Source organism: Herminiimonas fonticola (assembly GCF_003293745.1).
In the GTDB taxonomy this organism is placed as follows: Bacteria; Pseudomonadota; Gammaproteobacteria; order Burkholderiales; family Burkholderiaceae_D; genus Oxalicibacterium; species Oxalicibacterium fonticola.
The window spans coordinates 334,332-350,986 of the sequence record NZ_PTLZ01000002.1 but is presented as its reverse complement, the minus strand read 5'-3'; the positions used below and the strand labels follow the sequence as shown (position 1 = coordinate 350,986).

Genomic DNA, 16,655 nt, shown 5'->3' with positions numbered 1-16,655 from the left:
ACCAAATATCTTTCTCACGAATAAGTCTCGCCATGAACCAACTCGAACAACTGAAGCAGTACACCACTATCGTTGCCGATACAGGCGACTTCCAGTCGATCAAGGCATTTGCACCGCAAGATGCAACGACTAACCCTTCATTGATTTTGAAAGCCGTGCAGAAGGATGAATACCGCCCGATCATGGAAAAAATCGCGCGCGAACATGCAGGCAAAAGTACAGAGCAGATCGTCGATCATTTGCTGGTCGCATTCGGTACTGAAATTCTCAAAATCATTCCCGGTCGCGTCTCGACAGAAACCGACGCACGCCTGTCTTTCGATACCGAAGGCTCGATTGCCAAAGGTCGCACACTGATCAAACTGTACGAAGCTGCCGGCATCTCACGCGAGCGCGTGTTGATCAAGATCGCATCAACCTGGGAAGGCATACGCGCAGCCGAAGTATTGGAAAAAGAAGGCATACATTGCAACCTGACTTTGTTGTTCTCCTTGCCGCAAGCGATAGCCTGCGCAGATGCGAACGTGCAATTGATCTCGCCTTTCGTTGGCCGCATCTATGATTGGTATAAAAAAGCTACCGGCACCGATTACACAGGTGCAGATGATCCAGGCGTGCAATCCGTCAAACGCATCTACACCTACTATCGCAAGTTCGGCTACAAGACAGAAGTGATGGGCGCCAGCTTTCGCAACACCTCGCAAATTACCGAACTCGCAGGCTGCGATCTGCTGACCATCAGTCCGGAACTGTTGCAAAAACTGGCCGAATCAGACGTGCCATTGGCGCGCAAGCTGGTTCCTGCAGAAGCAAAAAATGTGGATATCGCAAAGCTGACGCTGAATGAAAAGATCTTCCGCAGCATGTTGAATGACGATGCGATGGCAACGGAAAAACTGGCCGAAGGAATCCGTGCATTTTGCGCAGATGCCGTGAAGCTGGACAAACTGATTGAGGCTTTGAAATAGCAAATACTGATGCTTTTCCTGCGCATGAAAGTAAAAAGGCCGATCAATGATCGGCCTTTTTACTTTCAATTAAGTTTATAACTTCAATGCAGATATTTTGCTTAAACCTTGCGAAATATTATTTTTAGCCGCACCTTCATTTGCCAAACGCAGTCGTTCAACACCGGCAAATGCATCGCTTGTTGTAGCCGTATGTTCTGACTTAATCGATTCCTGCCAGACCACTGCGCCCGTATCAGCACGCTGCAATGACCAACCTGCTTCCATCTTGACGGTAAACGAAAAACCAAAGGATGGCTGGTCAATATTAAAAATGCTTACTGTCAAAAGATAGTCCGCACCCTTGCCCTGGATTACGCTCGAAAACGTCTTGGAATTGTTAATCGAATCGACAAGTGCCTGAGAAAATGCAGTATCTGCAATTTGTGACTTGCCTATCTTATCCGTCTCTTTGCCACCGGCCACATTCACACTTACAGACTTGGCATGCTTGTTTGTAGTTTTAATCGAATCAGGTGTCATGCCTTTTGATGTCGAAGGAGCTGCACAACCACCAAGCATAGAGACTGCAAAAACAAGTGCCGCTGCGGATAACGACTTATTCGAAAAAATAGTTTTAATCATCAATTTCATTTTTATCTCTCCCTGAGATTATTTAGCTTCTTTATAAATATTAGTCATGACCTCATTCACCATCTCTGTCGGAGACAATCTAGTGAGTGAGGTGTGATACGAATTGCCCACAGCCACAGGAAAATTATTAACCGGATTCCTGACATTAATCGTTAATTCGATCATGTACATCGTGATATCCCAAAACCACTTATCTACGTAAGTTATTACTCCATCAGCGTTATATGGAGGTGTTAACTCCGGCCCTACCGTTGCCGAATAACCCTTTTTGGTCAGATAATCTTTGATGATCTGATCAGTCTTGTCAGATGCATCCGGCCCCTTAACAACATAGAATGTCTTCATGGCTTTAATATCCGTGCCGGGTGTAACCATAGCTGTTGCATGATTAACTGCACACCCAGACAACGATGACAACATCCCCAAAACAAGCGATATAAGCAGAACTTTTTTAAACATTATTATGCAATCCCCTTTTTGAATATCTATGTAAGGTCAAATACGTCGAATAAACGTCCCTTATTGACCGAGCAACAGACCAGCATTCAATTGTTTTTTAGGAAAGAATCCGAATAGAGAAAATAATATGAACGGATTCCCGAACCTAGGGTCGTATATAACAAGGCTTATCTATCCTGACTATAAATAACAATGCGGCCAATTACCTGGCCAGCATCCGGATACGATCACAACAGCCGCTTATTCTTTAACTACGCTTTATTCAGATTGCGCTCACTACATGCAAAAAAATATCCTGCCAAATTCAGGCATTCCGGCCCTTCTCGCACTTTTATTTACAGTGGCCATCCCTGCTCATGCACAAGAAAATACAGATTCCGTTGCTTCCTACAGCGCCAACAACTTGACACTATTCACTAGCGTTGCGACCAGACATTTTCGCCCTTCCCCAATCCACAATAATCACCAAGGCTTGATTAATCTGGAATGGAACTATGACAAAAATTTTGTGGTGGGTGGCGCAACCTTCAGCAACTCATACAATCAGGATACCCAGCTCGTTTACTGGGGCGCGAAATTTCGCCCGCTAGACGCAACTCCGGATATGTACGTGAAAATTGTCGGCGGATTGATTCATGGCTACAAGGATCAATACAAGGACAATATTCCGTTTAACAAATACGGAACGGCACCAGTCATTTTGCCGGCAGTCGGATATTGTTATCAACATTTGTGCACCGAGCTGATCGTCTTCGGAACAGCGGGGGCGATGTGGACGGCAGGTGTCCGTTTTTAAAACGGATGAGAAGTGTGGATTTTTAATGCAACTGATTTAGTTGAAGATCAAACCGTTAAACGTCCAGTAGCCGAGCAAAAAAAGTCCCAGGGCAATCGCAAACTGCTTCAAGAAATTCTTGTTCATTTCATCTCCTCGATTTTTATTCGGATTATTGCGGTGACGGCGAGCTTGATCACACTACACCGTCGCGTCGCAACTCGGCAATGGCAGCATCATCATAACCCAGCGTTTTCAATACGTCGTCGGTATGCTCGCCCAAGGTCGGGCCCAGCCATTTTGTTTCGCCTGGTGTCTCGGATAACTTGGGTGTGATCGCCGGCAATTTGATGGGTGTACCATCTGCAAAAGTATGCTGTTCGAACATTTTCCGTGCGAGAAATTGCGGGTCGCTCATCATGTCACGCACTGAATAGATCTTCCCGACGGGCACATCGGCTGCCTGCAATTTTTCCATCGCGCTGTTGATAGTTTGCGTCGCGCACCAAGCTTGTATCGCTTCGTCGATTTCTGCCGTGCGCGGTACGCGACCATCGTTGCGTGCGAGTTGCATATCATTGGCAAGATCATCGCGTCCCATCGCCAGCATGAGGCGTTTGAAAATGGCATCACCATTGCCGGCGATGACGATGTTTTCACCGTCTCCGGTTGTGTAAGTGTTCGATGGCACGATGCCTGGTAAAGCGCCGCCTGTGCGTTCGCGGACCACGCCTGCGTAATCGTATTCAGGCACCAGTGATTCCATCATGTTGAAGACCGCTTCATACAAGGCGACGTCCACCATCTGACCCTGCCCTGCAACTTGTTCATCGCCAGACTTGCCGTTCCAGCGACCGCCTGTTGTATCGCGATGGCGCAAGGCCATCATCGCGCCTATCACGCCATGCATTGCCGCGACAGAATCGCCGATGGAAATACCTATGCGCAGCGGCGGTCTATCAGGGAAGCCGGAAACATAACGCATGCCGCCCATCGATTCGCCGATGGCACCAAAGCCGGGTTGATCCTTCAACGGCCCGGTCTGGCCGAAGCCGGATAGTCGCACCATGATGGTGGCCGGATTTTCAGCTTTCAATTGTTCGTAACCGAGAGACCACTTTTCCAACACGCCAGGTCTGTAGTTTTCAATGATGATGTCAGCTTCGAGCGCGAGCTTTTTCGCTATCTGTTGGCCGCGTGGGTCTTTCAGATTCAGCGTCAGACTCTTCTTGTTGCGCGCCTGTACCGACCACCACAAGGAAGTACCATCCTTCAGTACTCGCCATTGGCGAATCGGATCACCACCATCCGGCGATTCGATCTTGATCACATCCGCACCGAATTCTGCCAGCATGCGCGAACAAAACGGGCCGGCAATTAATGTACCGAGTTCAAGAACCTTGATGCCGGCCAGCGGCCCGGACGAAGTAGCTTTAGTCATGATGTTCAGGAAGAAATTAGAGAAGTAGACAGCACGATCAACACTTCAAGCTGAAGACGAAAACTTATGTCGTGCGTCTATCAAGCATCGCGCGCGCGATGGTGCCGGCATCCACGTATTCCAGTTCGCCGCCTACTGGCACACCACGTGCCAAGCGACTCACTTTGAGGCCCCGTGCTTTCAGCGTTTCGCTGATGTAGTGCGCGGTGGCTTCTCCTTCATTCGTGAAGTTGGTTGCCAATACAACCTCTTGCACCATACCGTCAGTGGCACGACTGATCAGTTTTTCCAGATGAATATCTTTGGGGCCTATGCCATCCAGCGGTGACAAGCGCCCCATCAACACGAAGTACAAACCTTTGAAGGTCAGCGTCTGTTCTATCATCAACTGATCGCCCGGCGTTTCGACCACACACAACAAAGCGGAATTTCGTTCAGCATCGAGGCAGGTTTCGCATACCGCATGCTCGGTAAAAGTATTGCACATTGCACAGTGCTGCACCCGGTCCACCGCTTGCGACAAGGCGCGCCCCAGCATCGCAGCACCATCTCTGTCGTGCTGCATCAAGTGATACGCCATGCGTTGCGCAGACTTGGGCCCGACGCCGGGCAGGCGACGCAATGCCTCTGTCAAAAAATCAAGACTCGATGTCGATTTCAAACGATGACCTTCAATTCAAGCTGTGATTATTGCCAAGCTGCGATGCTGGCTTAGAAAGGCATTTTGAAGCCAGGCGGCATAGGCATGCCGGCAGTCACGCCAGCCATTTTTTCTTGCGAGGTAGCCTCTGCCTTGCGCACTGCATCGTTGAATGCCGCGGCGACCAGATCTTCCAGCATATCCTTATCGTCAGCCAGCAAGGATGGGTCGATGGAAACGCGTTTTACATCGTTCTTGCACGACATGACGATTTTTACCAGGCCTGCACCGGATTGACCTTCGACTTCAATCAACGCCAGTTGATCCTGTGTCTTTTTCATATTGTCTTGCATTGCTTGCGCCTGCTTCATCAGGCCAGCCAATTGGTTTTTCATCATGATGTTGCTCCTTTAAATAACGCTGTATGAATGAGTAGTTTGCAATCGCACTCAGATCGGCCTGACCGAGCCGGGCACGATGGTTGCGCCAAATTCGCGCATCAATTTTTGTACGAAGGGATCTTCCTGCATAGCTTGTTCTGCTTCATTCTGCCGTTCGGCACGATCCGCCATCGCAGCTGCACTGGCGGTGTGTTCTACCGCACCAATCCTGGTTTGCACGCGCACGGTTTGACCGAAATGTTCTGACAAAACGGCCGTCAGTTTTTCCGCACTACCGTTGGCCAGCAAGACGTCCACGGCAACCAGCAACTCGAATTGAATTTGATCGCTCTCGATTGTTGGTCCGCATGTGAGCAATTCACTCTGCAAGGCCAACTGTTGTGCCACACCGCGCACCGGCAAAATTGCCGCAAGTGCAGGCCAGTTGCCATCCCACTTCAAGGAAGCTACCGGATGTAAAGTAAAAGGACGCGATGGTAATGCCGCCGGTGTCGAGGATTGTGGCGGCGCTGGCTGTTGCGTTGATGATGAGCTTGTGCTTGATGCAGCGGCCATAGCTGCACTTGCATTACCAGCCGCTAGTGGTCGTCCAGCTTGCGGTTCAGTTTTTTTTTGAGCTGCCGGACTGGAAAACTCTTCGTTGACGTTGCCGCGTTCAGCAGGCATTTCATCATCCCACGGCGGGGCTGGTGGCATATCGATGGCGACTGATTTTTCAGCTTGTGCCGATGCCTGCACTGGCGACTGAGCTGGTGCAGGTGCAGGTGCGGCCGCTGCAGAAGTAGGAGCAGCAGGCGCTGCCACCTTGCTGCCGGAGCGAGCTGCTTGCAACGCCGCCATGGCCGGACTCATGCCGGCGGGCCGCGTAACCGGCGCGCTATTCGTTACTGCCTGCGGCGCAGCGCTCAAACGTGCAGCAGGTGTCGCTGCGACAGGTACAGATGGTCGGGCCGCCAGCGGTGCTGCCTGTGTGCCAGTCTGTGCTTCTGCCGGACCAAAGCCGGGACGGAAGGCGAGCATGCGCAACAAGGTCATCGAGAAACCGGCGTATTCATCCGGTGCCAATCCCAACTCATTGCGACCATGCACTGCAATTTGATAAAACAGTTGTATCTCTTCAGCATCGAACAAAGCGGCCAATCGCAAAACATCTTCGCGTTCCGGCAAATCATCCGGCAATGCAGCCGGGACTGTTTGCGCCAATGCGACGCAATGCAATAGCGTACCCAGGTCCTGCAGCGCGGCGTTGTACGACAAGCTGCGTGTCGCCATCTCATCGGCCACCGCCAGCAAGCCGGCGCCGTCTTTTTGCGCCAATGCATCCAGCAGGCGAATCAGGAAGGATTGATCCAGCGCACCGAGCATGCCCTGCACTGCTTCCAGTGTGACCTTGCCGGCGGCGTAGGCAATCGCCTGATCGGTCAGCGATAGCGCATCACGCATGGAACCGTGTGCGCCCTGCGCCAGCAAACGCAATGCGGGTGTTTCAAATTCGATTTGTTCCTGGCCCAGAATATCGTCCAGATGCGCAACGATATGGCCAGGCGGCATTTGTTTCAGATTGAATTGCAGACAACGCGATAAAACGGTGACTGGAATTTTTTGCGGATCGGTCGTTGCCAAAATAAATTTGACGTGTTCAGGCGGCTCTTCCAGCGTTTTCAACATCGAGTTGAAAGCATGGTTGGTGAGCATGTGCACCTCATCGATCATGTAGACCTTGAAGCGCGCATTGGATGGCGCGTAAATCGCCTGCTCCAGCAACTGCGCCATTTCGTCTACACCGCGGTTGGATGCAGCATCCATTTCGATATAGTCGACAAAGCGGCCGGCATCGATCGCTACGCAGGCATCACATACGCCACACGGCGTCGCCGTGATATCGCCGCTACCGTCAGTACCTATGCAATTGAACGATTTAGCCAGAATCCGCGACAAAGTGGTCTTGCCGACGCCGCGTGTACCGGTGAACAGATAGGCATGGTGCAAACGCTTGTTATCCAGCGCATGCGTCAAGGCTCGCACGACATGCTCCTGCCCGACCAGCGTGTCGAAGCTTTTCGGACGATATTTACGGGCGAGAACTTGATAGGACATGAGAGCCGATCTGGATAAAAACAATAAAAACGCAAACCGCATTTTACCTGACGACGGCAGTAGATTTACAGTGTTCCTGTTTTCCTTGCTTGTACGGTAATAATTCATGGAAAAATTGATGGAAAAAACGGCGCAGAATCAAGCCAAGCCCATCTAAAATGGCAAGCTGCAGCGCATAGTTATAGACTCGGTTCAGATGCAGTCTTCCGGCAGCCTTGAAGCAGTTTGCAACATAGCAAAAGGAGTTCTCCATGCAATGGCCTACTCACGACGTCACCAATCAGGCGCCGGATCTGCGCGACTACAATTTGTACTCTACTGATCTGACCCTGGCCGCCGCCGTACAACGCGAGCAGGCAGCCTGGCATGAACAGGATCTGATCCGTTATGGAGCAGAACTCGGCACGCAGGAAACCTTGCATCTGGGCCAATTCGCCAATCAGCATATCCCGGAACTGCGCACCCACGATCGCTTCGGCAATCGCATCGATGCAGTCGACTTCCACCCCAGCTGGCATCAATTACTTGCCATGCAAAGACGTGAAAACCTGCATGCCCTACCCTGGTCGCAGCCACGTAGCGGCGCGCATGTCGCACGCACCGCAGCCTATTATCTGCAGGCACAGGTCGAATCGGGTTCGCTATGCCCGGTAACAATGACCTTTGCGTCGATTCCCTTGCTGCAGCAAGAAGAAAAATTGTTTGCAACACTGAAGAAAAAACTGTTTTCCCTTGAACACGATCCACGCGATCTGCCTTTGGAGCAAAAACATTCCATGCTGATAGGTATGGGCATGACGGAAAAACAGGGAGGCTCCGATGTGCGCAGTAATACCACTGTCGCACATCCCATTCAGGGCCAAGGACGTGGCAAAGAATATCTGCTGACCGGTCACAAATGGTTCTTCTCCGCGCCTATGTGCGACGCCCATATGGTGTTGGCACTTACAGGAGCAGGATTGTCCTGCTTCTTCGTGCCGCGCTGGTGTCCTGACGGCAGCAAGAATTCGATATTGATACAAAGCTTGAAAGACAAACTCGGCAATCGCTCCAATGCCAGCAGCGAAGTCGAGTTTCAGGATGCCTGCGGCGTAATGGTGGGCGAAGAAGGTCGCGGCATTCCAACCATTATAGAAATGGCGAATCACACGCGACTTGATTGCGTCATCGGTAGCGCTGGCTTGATGCGCAATGCACTGGTGCAAGCCATTCATCATGCACGGCACCGCAATGCATTCGGACGTCCGTTGGCAGAACAAGCGCTGATGCGCAATGTGCTATCCGATCTAGCATTGGAAAGCGAAGCCGCCACCTTGCTGATGCTGCGATTGGCGCGCGCCGCCGATGCATCTCAGGAATCTCCGAACGATCTGCGGGAACGCGCATGGCGTCGCATTGTTACACCGGCAGCCAAGTTCTGGATCTGCAAGCGCGCACTGGAATTTACCGGCGAATGCATGGAAATTTGGGGTGGTAACGGCTATGTGGAAACCGGTGCGATGGCACGCATGTACCGCGAAGCGCCAGTCAATTCAATCTGGGAAGGTTCCGGCAATGTGATGTGTTTGGACGTATTGCGCGCCATCGAAAAAGAGCAGGAAGGTTTTGCTCTGCTGTTGAGCGAACTGAAAAATACTGCAGCAGCTCACCCTGCTCTGCTCGATGCGATCAAGGCTTTGCACGCAGACCTGGCAACTTCAGCAGAACAGAGAGAAATGCTGGCGCGCCGTATTGCACAGCGTTTAGTACTAATCATTCAATCCTGCCTGATGCTGCAACATGCACCTGCTGCAAATGCTGAGCTATTCATCAGCAGTCGCAGCGATGCAGCATCCGGTCGTGTATTTGGAACCTTAGGCGACACGCACAGTACAGCGGTCATACAGCGCGCAATACTTGAACGCGCCTGGGCGGCGTAATTTCAACGTGCAGCCAGTTCCTGCTCAGCTGTGATCTGCAACGGACCATCGCCACTGAAGCGATCGAGGTATAGATAGATCACTGGTGTAATCAACAGCGTAATCACTTGCGACACCAGCAAACCACCCACCACAGCCAAGCCTAGCGGCTGTCGCAACTCTGCACCGGCACCCAGGCCAAGCGCAATCGGCAGCGCACCAAATGCTGCTGCCAGCGTCGTCATCATGATAGGACGGAAGCGCAAAATACATGCAGTACGAATCGCTTCGGCCGGTGTCATACCTTGTTCCCGTTGTGCAGCCAGTGCAAAGTCGATCATCATGATCGCGTTCTTTTTCACCAAACCAATCAACAGCAAGATACCGATCACCGCAATCATCGTCAGTTCAAAACCAAAGATACGCAACGTCAGCAGTGCACCCACCGCAGCAGACGGCAAACCGGCAAGAATCGTGATCGGATGAATATAACTTTCATACAAAACGCCGAGCAGAATATAGATCACGACCAGTGCCAGCACGACCAAGGCAATCTGGCTGCTTTGTGACGACTGGAATACAGCGGCATCACCCGCATAATTGGTTGCGATGCCAGCCGGAAAATTGATGGCATCCTTGATCTGATCGACTTTCTTGGTCGCATCACCCAGAGGAATGCCGGGCGCCAGATTGAAAGACAGTGTAATCGCCTGCAGTTGTCCCTGATGATTGACCGAGATAGGCCCCGCAGTACGCTTGACTGTTGCCACACTTAATAACGGCACCAGCGCACCGGTTTTGCTACGCAGATAAATTTTGCTCAGCGTCGATTCATCCTGCATGCCCGTGCTGTCATCCTGCATGATCACCGAGTAACTATTGCTGCTGGTATAAATCGTCGAGACTTGGCGATCACCGTAAGCACTGTACAGCGCGGTGCGTATGTCGGCGATACCGACACCCGCTTCATTCGCGCGATCGCGGTTGATTTCTACCACTGCCTGCAAACCCTTCAGTTGCGAATCGCTGGTGACGTCAATGAAAGAACCGTCAGCGCGCATCTGCGCCTGCATTTTTTCCGCCCACGTATTCAACTCCTCTGCTTGCACGCTTTGCAATACATACTGGAACTGACTCTTGGATGTGCGGCCGCCCAGCCGTAAATTTTGCACTGGCGTCAAATAAACCGTCGCTCCCGGAACCGCTTTCACCTTGCGGCGCAAATCGCTTAATACTTTCTCCATCGAAGCACGTTCGGAACGCGGCTTGAGGCCAACGAACATGTTGCCGACATTGCTATCGCGCGCGCGCATCGTCGCGGTCGCTACATTCGGATCATTTTGAATGATGGTACCGACGGCAGTTACCAGTTGCACCATGGTGGGGTACGAGGCATCCTGAGGCCCTTCTATCGTGACGCTGATCTGGCCGATATCTTCTGAAGGGAAAAAACCTTTTGGAATCGTGATGAATAAAAACGCGGTCAACACAAAAGTGCCCACGGCAACCCACAACATCGTGACTCTATGTGCGAGCGACCAATCAAGTGCATGCGTATAACTATCGAGTACGCGATTGAATCCTTTTTCGAACGTTCTGATAAGCCAGTTTTCTTTTTCCTGTGAGTGAGCGCCTTCGTTGCCATCCTGTTCTTCATGCTTCAGCAAACGGCTGCACATCATCGGCACCAGCGTCAAAGACATGACCGCGGAAACCAGCACCGCCAATGACACCACAGCGGCAAATTCATGGAACAGCAAACCGATCACGCCCGGCATGAAAAAGATAGGGATGAAGACAGCGACCAGAGAAATCGAAATCGAAATAATCGTGAAGCTGACTTCACGCGATCCCTTCAAGGCCGCAGCCAAAGGCTCCATGCCATCTTCTATATGACGCACGATGTTTTCCAGCATGACGATCGCATCATCCACCACCAGCCCGACAGCAATCGTGATGCCAAGCAGCGAGATATTGTCGAGACTGTAGCCAAACCAGTACATCAAGGCGCAACAACCGATCAACGAAATCGGCAAAGACAACACTGGAATCAGTGTCGCAGTCAGTCGCTTCAAAAACAGGAAAATTACCAGCACCACCAATGCGATGGTCAGCAGCAAAGTCAGTTTGACGTCATGAATCGCCTCGCGTATCGAGACTGACCTATCGTTCAAAACCTGCAACTCGATGGATGCAGGCATTTGTGATTTGAATTGCGGCAAGGTGCGTTTGACGCCATCGACCACGGCCACCGTGTTGGCATTCGGCTGGCGCTGCACTGCAAGAACAATCGAAGGCTTGCCGTTTACCCAGCTACCGCTCTTGGTCGATTCCACACTATCTTCGACCGTCGCTACATCTTTCAGACGCGTGGTTTGTCCGTTGCTGCTGCTGATAACCAGATTGCTGAACGCTTCTGCATTTTTCAATTGTTCATTTGCCTGCAAGGTCAGCGTCTGACGCGGGCCATCCAGAACGCCGACCGGTGAATTGGCATTCGAGGCACGCAGCGATGCAGCAATTTCATCCAGCGTCATATTGCGTGCCGCCAGTTCGTTCGGCTTGACCTTGATGCGCACTGCATAACGCCGTTGACCGTACACCTGCACCTGCGCCACCCCGTCAATTGTCGACAGTGATGGTGAAATCAGATTCTCTGCATAGTCGTTCAGATCGGATAAAGAGATCGATGGCGACGTTAATGCCAGCAACAAGATCGCGGCATCGGCCGGATTGACCTTGCGGTATGCCGGCAAATCATTCATCTCGTCCGGCAGACTGCGCTGCGCGCGCAGCAATGCAGCTTGTACATCGACCGCAGCGGCATCGATATCGCGATTTTGATCGAACTCTAAAACGATGGAGGTATTGCCCAGGGTGCTGCTGGAACTGATAGTGGCAACGCCGGCGATGGTGGAAAACTGTTTTTCCAGCGGCGTTGCGACAGACGATGCCATGACTTCCGGGCTGGCGCCGGGCAAGGATGCCGTAACGTTAATGATCGGCGTGTCGTAGCTAGGCAAGGCCGCAATCGGCAACTTGAAATAGCAAAAGATACCGATCACGACCACCGCGATCGACAAGAGCACGGTCATGACCGGCCGACGTATGCAAAGTTCGGAAATATTCACTGGATAATCAGTCGGGCAATAACACTGTGTTGATCAATTTAAGAAGCATGCGCTCGCATGTACAAATGCTGAGCGCCACCTGCGATCTTGCGATTGGAAATACCAATTAATGAACTGGGGCGACAGATGGTTTTGCACCAGCGGGCGACTTATCTTTTGCTTCACTGATTTTGCTGCCGGCGCGCAGATTTTGCGTGCCCTCGACTACAACGCGTGCATTCGCAACCAGGCCAGTGACCGCTGCCTGGCCCTCTTCGATCGCCACGACTTCAATCTTTTGTTCCTTGACCGTGTCATCTGCCTGCACAACATAGATGAATTTGTATTCCGGCCCGGTGACTACCGCTTGCGCCGGTACCAGCACTGCATCCGCCACGTTACGCGAAATCATATTCACACTGACAAAAGTGCCTGGCCATAATTTTTGCGCCGCGTTATCGAATTGCGCCTTCATGCGTATCGTGCCGCTTTGTGTATCTGCAGTGTTGTCGATAAAGATAAGTTTGCCGGTCACTTCCGGTTGTCCCGGCAATTGCACTTTAACCGGTGCATTACCTTGTGGATAAGTCGCGGTGATATTTGCCAATTCACGCTCAGGCAAGGTAAAGCTCACCGCTATCGGATCGAGCTGAGAGATTGTCACCATCGCGTCACCGGACGGTTGCGCCAAGCTGCCAGGATGCACACTGATAATGCCGATACGGCCGGAAATACTGGCTTCGATACGGTTATCACTGAGGGCAACATTGCCGGATTCTGTAATCGCCTGATTCGCCTTGACGGTATTACGTAATGACTCAACCTTGTTACGCGAGGTATCGACGACGGCCTTGGAAACAAAATTACGCGCCAGCAGATCTTCGTTGCGTTTGAGCGTCAACTCTGCGTCCGCCAGATCTGATTGACTGGCGGCCAGTTCAGCACGCGCTTTTGCCACGTTCGATTGATCGCTGCGTTCATCCAGCGTGAACAGCAATTGGCCGGCTTTGACGAACTGCCCTTCCTTCACGTGTATCGTGCGCACAATGTTCTGCACTTTAGGCCGCACGTCGACTGTATTAATCGCCGTTACATAGCCATTGGCCAGAACCTTGATCGGAATCGTCTTTTGTTCAGCGATAGCGGTTTTGACGATTTGCACGTTATCGGATTTTTTGCCGTGCTCCGCAGGAGCGCGCAAACCCAGATAAGCGACGCCACCAAGCACCACGACTGCTGCGCCTATCAAAAGATATTTTTTCGTTTGTTGCATGCTGACTATTTAGTGTGAACTGATGAAATGAACTGCTGAAAAAGCAATTCATGAAAATAAGCGCAAGTGCCAACGTTACCAAGCATCAATTCGTTAGCTATACTAACTGCTAGCTTAACATGCCAATTATCATTCATCGCAACAGGCTGACGGAAAAATGACAGCAGACATACACGGCAATCTGACCGATTACCAAACCGAACTCGGACAAACGATAGGCGACATCTCGCGCGCCTGGCGTTACCAGATGAATCAGCGCCTCAAACCGTTCGGCTTGAACCTTTCGACTCGTCAGGTCCTATTACAGTTGCATAGACATCCGCAAGGCTTGATGCAACGCGACCTGGCACGCAAGCTAGGCATCGAAAGCCCGACGCTGGTTCGCCTGCTAGACATACTAGAAGAAAAGGAATGGGTACAGCGCACCGCATCCAGCGCCGACAAGCGACGTAAATATGCGGTACTGACCCCCAAGGCGAATGAACAATTGAAGATTATCGAAAAGTTATCGAAAGAACTACGCGCAGAGATGATGCAAGGCTTGTCGATTAGTGAAATCGAAAGTAGCACACAAGTCATGCGCAGAATGAAAAGTAATTTGCTGCCTGATTAGTACAAGCTGAGCGAGATTAAATTAGAGAATCACAAAACAGCCGAGCAGATCAACTGGTGGGACTGTCTATATATGGATGCTACTTGGAAGGTATAGCGACTAGAGCTGTGGCTATAAAAAGATAAAGAGGCGAGCCTTGTCTGCGGCACTTGCAGGAAATGACTGTGGCTGCTTCGTTCCCGACCTGACCAGGTTGGCCATGCCGCAATGCGCAGGGGCCCGCCGAGGTGAATTTTAACAGCAAAAAACGAAGCGCGCTGCAGGAATTAGCTGCGGCAGCACGGCAAATCCTCAGAGCAATACCAGTGCATACATAAAGGGCCGCTCTTTGAAGCGGCCCTTTATTTGTGCTATGCAGATCAACGAGACGTCATAGACTTCGCCGATTAAATCCCCAGCTCCTGCCAGATCTGATCGACACGTTTTTTTACTTCCGGCGTCATGGCGATGGTCGTGCCCCATTCGCGACTGGTTTCACCCGGCCATTTATTGGTCGCGTCTATACCCATTTTGCTGCCCAGGCCGCTGACCGGTGACGCAAAATCCAGATAATCGATAGGCGTGTTGTCGACCAGCGTCGTGTCACGCGTAGGATCAACCCGGGTTGTAATCGCCCAGATCACTTCTTTCCAGTCGCGGATATTCACGTCCTCATCCACTACGATGATGAACTTGGTATACATGAACTGACGCAAAAAGCTCCATACGCCGAACATGACGCGCTTGGCATGACCCGGGTAGGCTTTCTTGATCTGCACAACCGCCATCCGGTAGCTGCATCCTTCGGGCGGCAGATAGAAATCCAGTATTTCCGAAAACTGCTTTTGCAGCAGCGGAATGAATACCTCATTCAAGGCCACACCGAGCACGGCCGGCTCATCCGGCGGCTTGCCTGTATACGTAGAGTGATAAATCGGATCTTGTCGCATCGTGATGCGATCGATCGTGAAGACGGGAAATGTATCCTGCTCGTTGTAATAACCAGTGTGATCGCCATACGGGCCTTCGAGCGCATGCTCGTAACCGGACGGATGCGATTCGTCCGGATAAATATGCCCTTCCAGCACAATTTCAGCGGAAGCTGGCACGCGCAACTCGCTACCGATCGCCTTGACCAATTCAGTCCGGCTGCCGCGCAACAAGCCGGCGAACTGGTATTCCGACAAACTGTCCGGCACCGGCGTCACCGCTCCTAATATAGTAGCGGGATCGGCACCGAGTGCGACCGCGATCGGATACGGCTGGCCGCGGTTAACAATACTGTGCTCACGAAAATCCAGCGCGCCGCCACGTTGTGCCAGCCAGCGCATGATGACTTTGTTGCGGCCAATAACCTGCTGCCTATATATACCCAGATTCTGGCGTTTCTTGTGCGGACCTTTGGTAATCACCAAACCCCATGTAATAAGAGGGGCGATATCGCCCGGCCAGCAATGCTGAATCGGCAGGCGCGCCAGATCGACATCATTACCTTCCCATACGATTTCCTGGCATGGCGCGCTGCTGCGCTCCTTAGGCGCCATATCCCATAACGACTTCACCAACGATCCAAGACCCAACATGTCCTTGAATCCTTTCGGCGGTTCCGGCTCCTTCAGCATCGCCAGCACGTGACCGATTTTGCGCAATTCACTGACATCGGTTGCCCCCATACCCAGAGCAACGCGCTGCGGCGTACCGAAAAGATTACCTAGTACGGGAATTTTATGCCCGGTCGGCTGCTCGAACAAAAGTGCCGGACCTTGGGCGCGAAGAGTGCGATCACAGATCTCCGTCATCTCTAAATACGGCGAAACTGGCATGTTTATGCGTTTAAGTTCGCCCATCTGTTGCAACTGAGAAATAAAGTCACGTAAATCTGAATATTTCATATTTTTTCGCCATTTTGCACAGTGCACTTGAATTTTCAAATAAAACAGCCAAGTACCTGATTCACTTAGGTTTTACCGGACTAGCGACCAAAACTTAAGATTTAAAAGTAATAGAATTTAGTTTTTATAGTATTGACTTGATATAAACCGCCTCCTACAATCCGCACAACTTGAAGAGCAGGCCCCGTATTGGAACACCAAACCGGGCAGAAAAGAAACACTCTTCATTTCACGGGATCGGGGTCCCACATGACATTTTAGGAGTGTTTTCAAAAGGCTTCTCGCCTTCTCCCCGAAAAAGTTGTTTGCCAAGGGCATGCCGCATACGATGCGCGCCCGATAAGTAATCAACTCCGACGCTTGCCGTACGCGACGCGCGACAGCAAGCGATTTCTCTGATTCACGGCATGTGCAGGGTTCTACAGATGTGCGTCATTTGTAGTGGAGCCCTTTATTTGCCGCGTCAATCCTGGAGT

14 protein-coding genes and 1 other RNA gene are annotated in these 16,655 nt (G+C 51.4%); 4 read left to right on the top strand and 11 right to left on the bottom strand.

Annotated elements, in window-relative coordinates:
* The first annotated feature begins 32 nt into the window (after positions 1-32).
* Positions 33-968: a transaldolase gene (tal, locus tag Hfont_RS09025; RefSeq protein ID WP_112992053.1), complete on the top strand. Its 936-nt coding sequence runs from the start codon at positions 33-35 to the stop codon at positions 966-968.
* Positions 969-1,043: 75 nt separating this feature from the next.
* Here the strand turns inward: tal and Hfont_RS09020 are convergent, their stop codons facing one another.
* Complete coding sequence (locus tag Hfont_RS09020; RefSeq protein WP_112992052.1) at positions 1,044-1,601, bottom strand: hypothetical protein; 558 nt, start codon at positions 1,599-1,601, stop codon at positions 1,044-1,046.
* 18 nt (positions 1,602-1,619) lie between these two features.
* The gene (locus Hfont_RS09015; protein WP_112992051.1) at positions 1,620-2,060 is read right to left on the bottom strand and encodes a hypothetical protein; all 441 of its coding nucleotides are present in this window, start codon (positions 2,058-2,060) and stop codon (positions 1,620-1,622) included.
* 280 nt (positions 2,061-2,340) lie between these two features.
* On the opposite strand from Hfont_RS09015, the gene Hfont_RS09010 reads away from it, so the two are divergent.
* Positions 2,341-2,856, top strand: a complete 516-nt coding sequence (locus Hfont_RS09010) for a sn-glycerol-3-phosphate transporter (protein ID WP_112992050.1) — start codon at positions 2,341-2,343, stop codon at positions 2,854-2,856.
* 175 nt (positions 2,857-3,031) lie between these two features.
* Here the strand turns inward: Hfont_RS09010 and Hfont_RS09005 are convergent, their stop codons facing one another.
* From Hfont_RS09005 to Hfont_RS08985, 5 genes are all read right to left on the bottom strand, one after another.
* A complete protein-coding gene (locus Hfont_RS09005) occupies positions 3,032-4,276 on the bottom strand; it encodes a CaiB/BaiF CoA transferase family protein (RefSeq protein ID WP_112992049.1) in 1,245 nt (414 codons plus the stop codon).
* Between the two features lie 64 nt (positions 4,277-4,340).
* Positions 4,341-4,937, bottom strand: a complete 597-nt coding sequence (gene recR, locus Hfont_RS09000; protein WP_112992048.1) for a recombination mediator RecR — start codon at positions 4,935-4,937, stop codon at positions 4,341-4,343.
* Positions 4,938-4,987: 50 nt separating this feature from the next.
* Positions 4,988-5,314, bottom strand: a complete 327-nt coding sequence (locus Hfont_RS08995) for a YbaB/EbfC family nucleoid-associated protein (RefSeq protein ID WP_112992047.1) — start codon at positions 5,312-5,314, stop codon at positions 4,988-4,990.
* A gap of 51 nt (positions 5,315-5,365) precedes the next feature.
* Complete coding sequence (locus Hfont_RS08990; RefSeq protein WP_112992430.1) at positions 5,366-7,414, bottom strand: DNA polymerase III subunit gamma/tau; 2,049 nt, start codon at positions 7,412-7,414, stop codon at positions 5,366-5,368.
* 43 nt (positions 7,415-7,457) lie between these two features.
* Positions 7,458-7,667: a hypothetical protein gene (locus Hfont_RS08985; protein WP_112992046.1), complete on the bottom strand. Its 210-nt coding sequence runs from the start codon at positions 7,665-7,667 to the stop codon at positions 7,458-7,460.
* On the opposite strand from Hfont_RS08985, the gene Hfont_RS08980 reads away from it, so the two are divergent.
* Complete coding sequence (locus tag Hfont_RS08980; protein WP_112992045.1) at positions 7,666-9,333, top strand: isovaleryl-CoA dehydrogenase; 1,668 nt, start codon at positions 7,666-7,668, stop codon at positions 9,331-9,333. The genes Hfont_RS08985 and Hfont_RS08980 overlap by 2 nt on opposite strands.
* A 2-nt stretch (positions 9,334-9,335) precedes the next feature.
* Here Hfont_RS08980 and Hfont_RS08975 read toward each other — a convergent pair whose 3' ends face one another.
* The gene (locus tag Hfont_RS08975) at positions 9,336-12,443 is read right to left on the bottom strand and encodes an efflux RND transporter permease subunit (RefSeq protein WP_112992044.1); all 3,108 of its coding nucleotides are present in this window, start codon (positions 12,441-12,443) and stop codon (positions 9,336-9,338) included.
* A 106-nt stretch (positions 12,444-12,549) separates the two neighbouring features.
* Positions 12,550-13,695, bottom strand: coding sequence for an efflux RND transporter periplasmic adaptor subunit (locus Hfont_RS08970; protein ID WP_112992043.1), 1,146 nt, complete (start codon positions 13,693-13,695; stop codon positions 12,550-12,552).
* A 157-nt stretch (positions 13,696-13,852) separates the two neighbouring features.
* On the opposite strand from Hfont_RS08970, the gene Hfont_RS08965 reads away from it, so the two are divergent.
* Entirely contained in the window at positions 13,853-14,308 is a 456-nt protein-coding gene (locus Hfont_RS08965) for a MarR family winged helix-turn-helix transcriptional regulator (RefSeq protein WP_112992042.1), read from the top strand.
* 125 nt (positions 14,309-14,433) lie between these two features.
* Here Hfont_RS08965 and ffs read toward each other — a convergent pair.
* Both ffs and ubiD read right to left on the bottom strand, forming a co-directional pair.
* Positions 14,434-14,532, bottom strand: an RNA gene (gene ffs / locus Hfont_RS08960) — signal recognition particle sRNA small type.
* Positions 14,533-14,694: 162 nt separating this feature from the next.
* On the bottom strand, positions 14,695-16,179 hold the full coding sequence (gene ubiD, locus Hfont_RS08955; RefSeq protein ID WP_112992041.1) for a 4-hydroxy-3-polyprenylbenzoate decarboxylase: 1,485 nt from the start codon (positions 16,177-16,179) through the stop codon (positions 14,695-14,697).
* Positions 16,180-16,655: the final 476 nt, after the last annotated feature.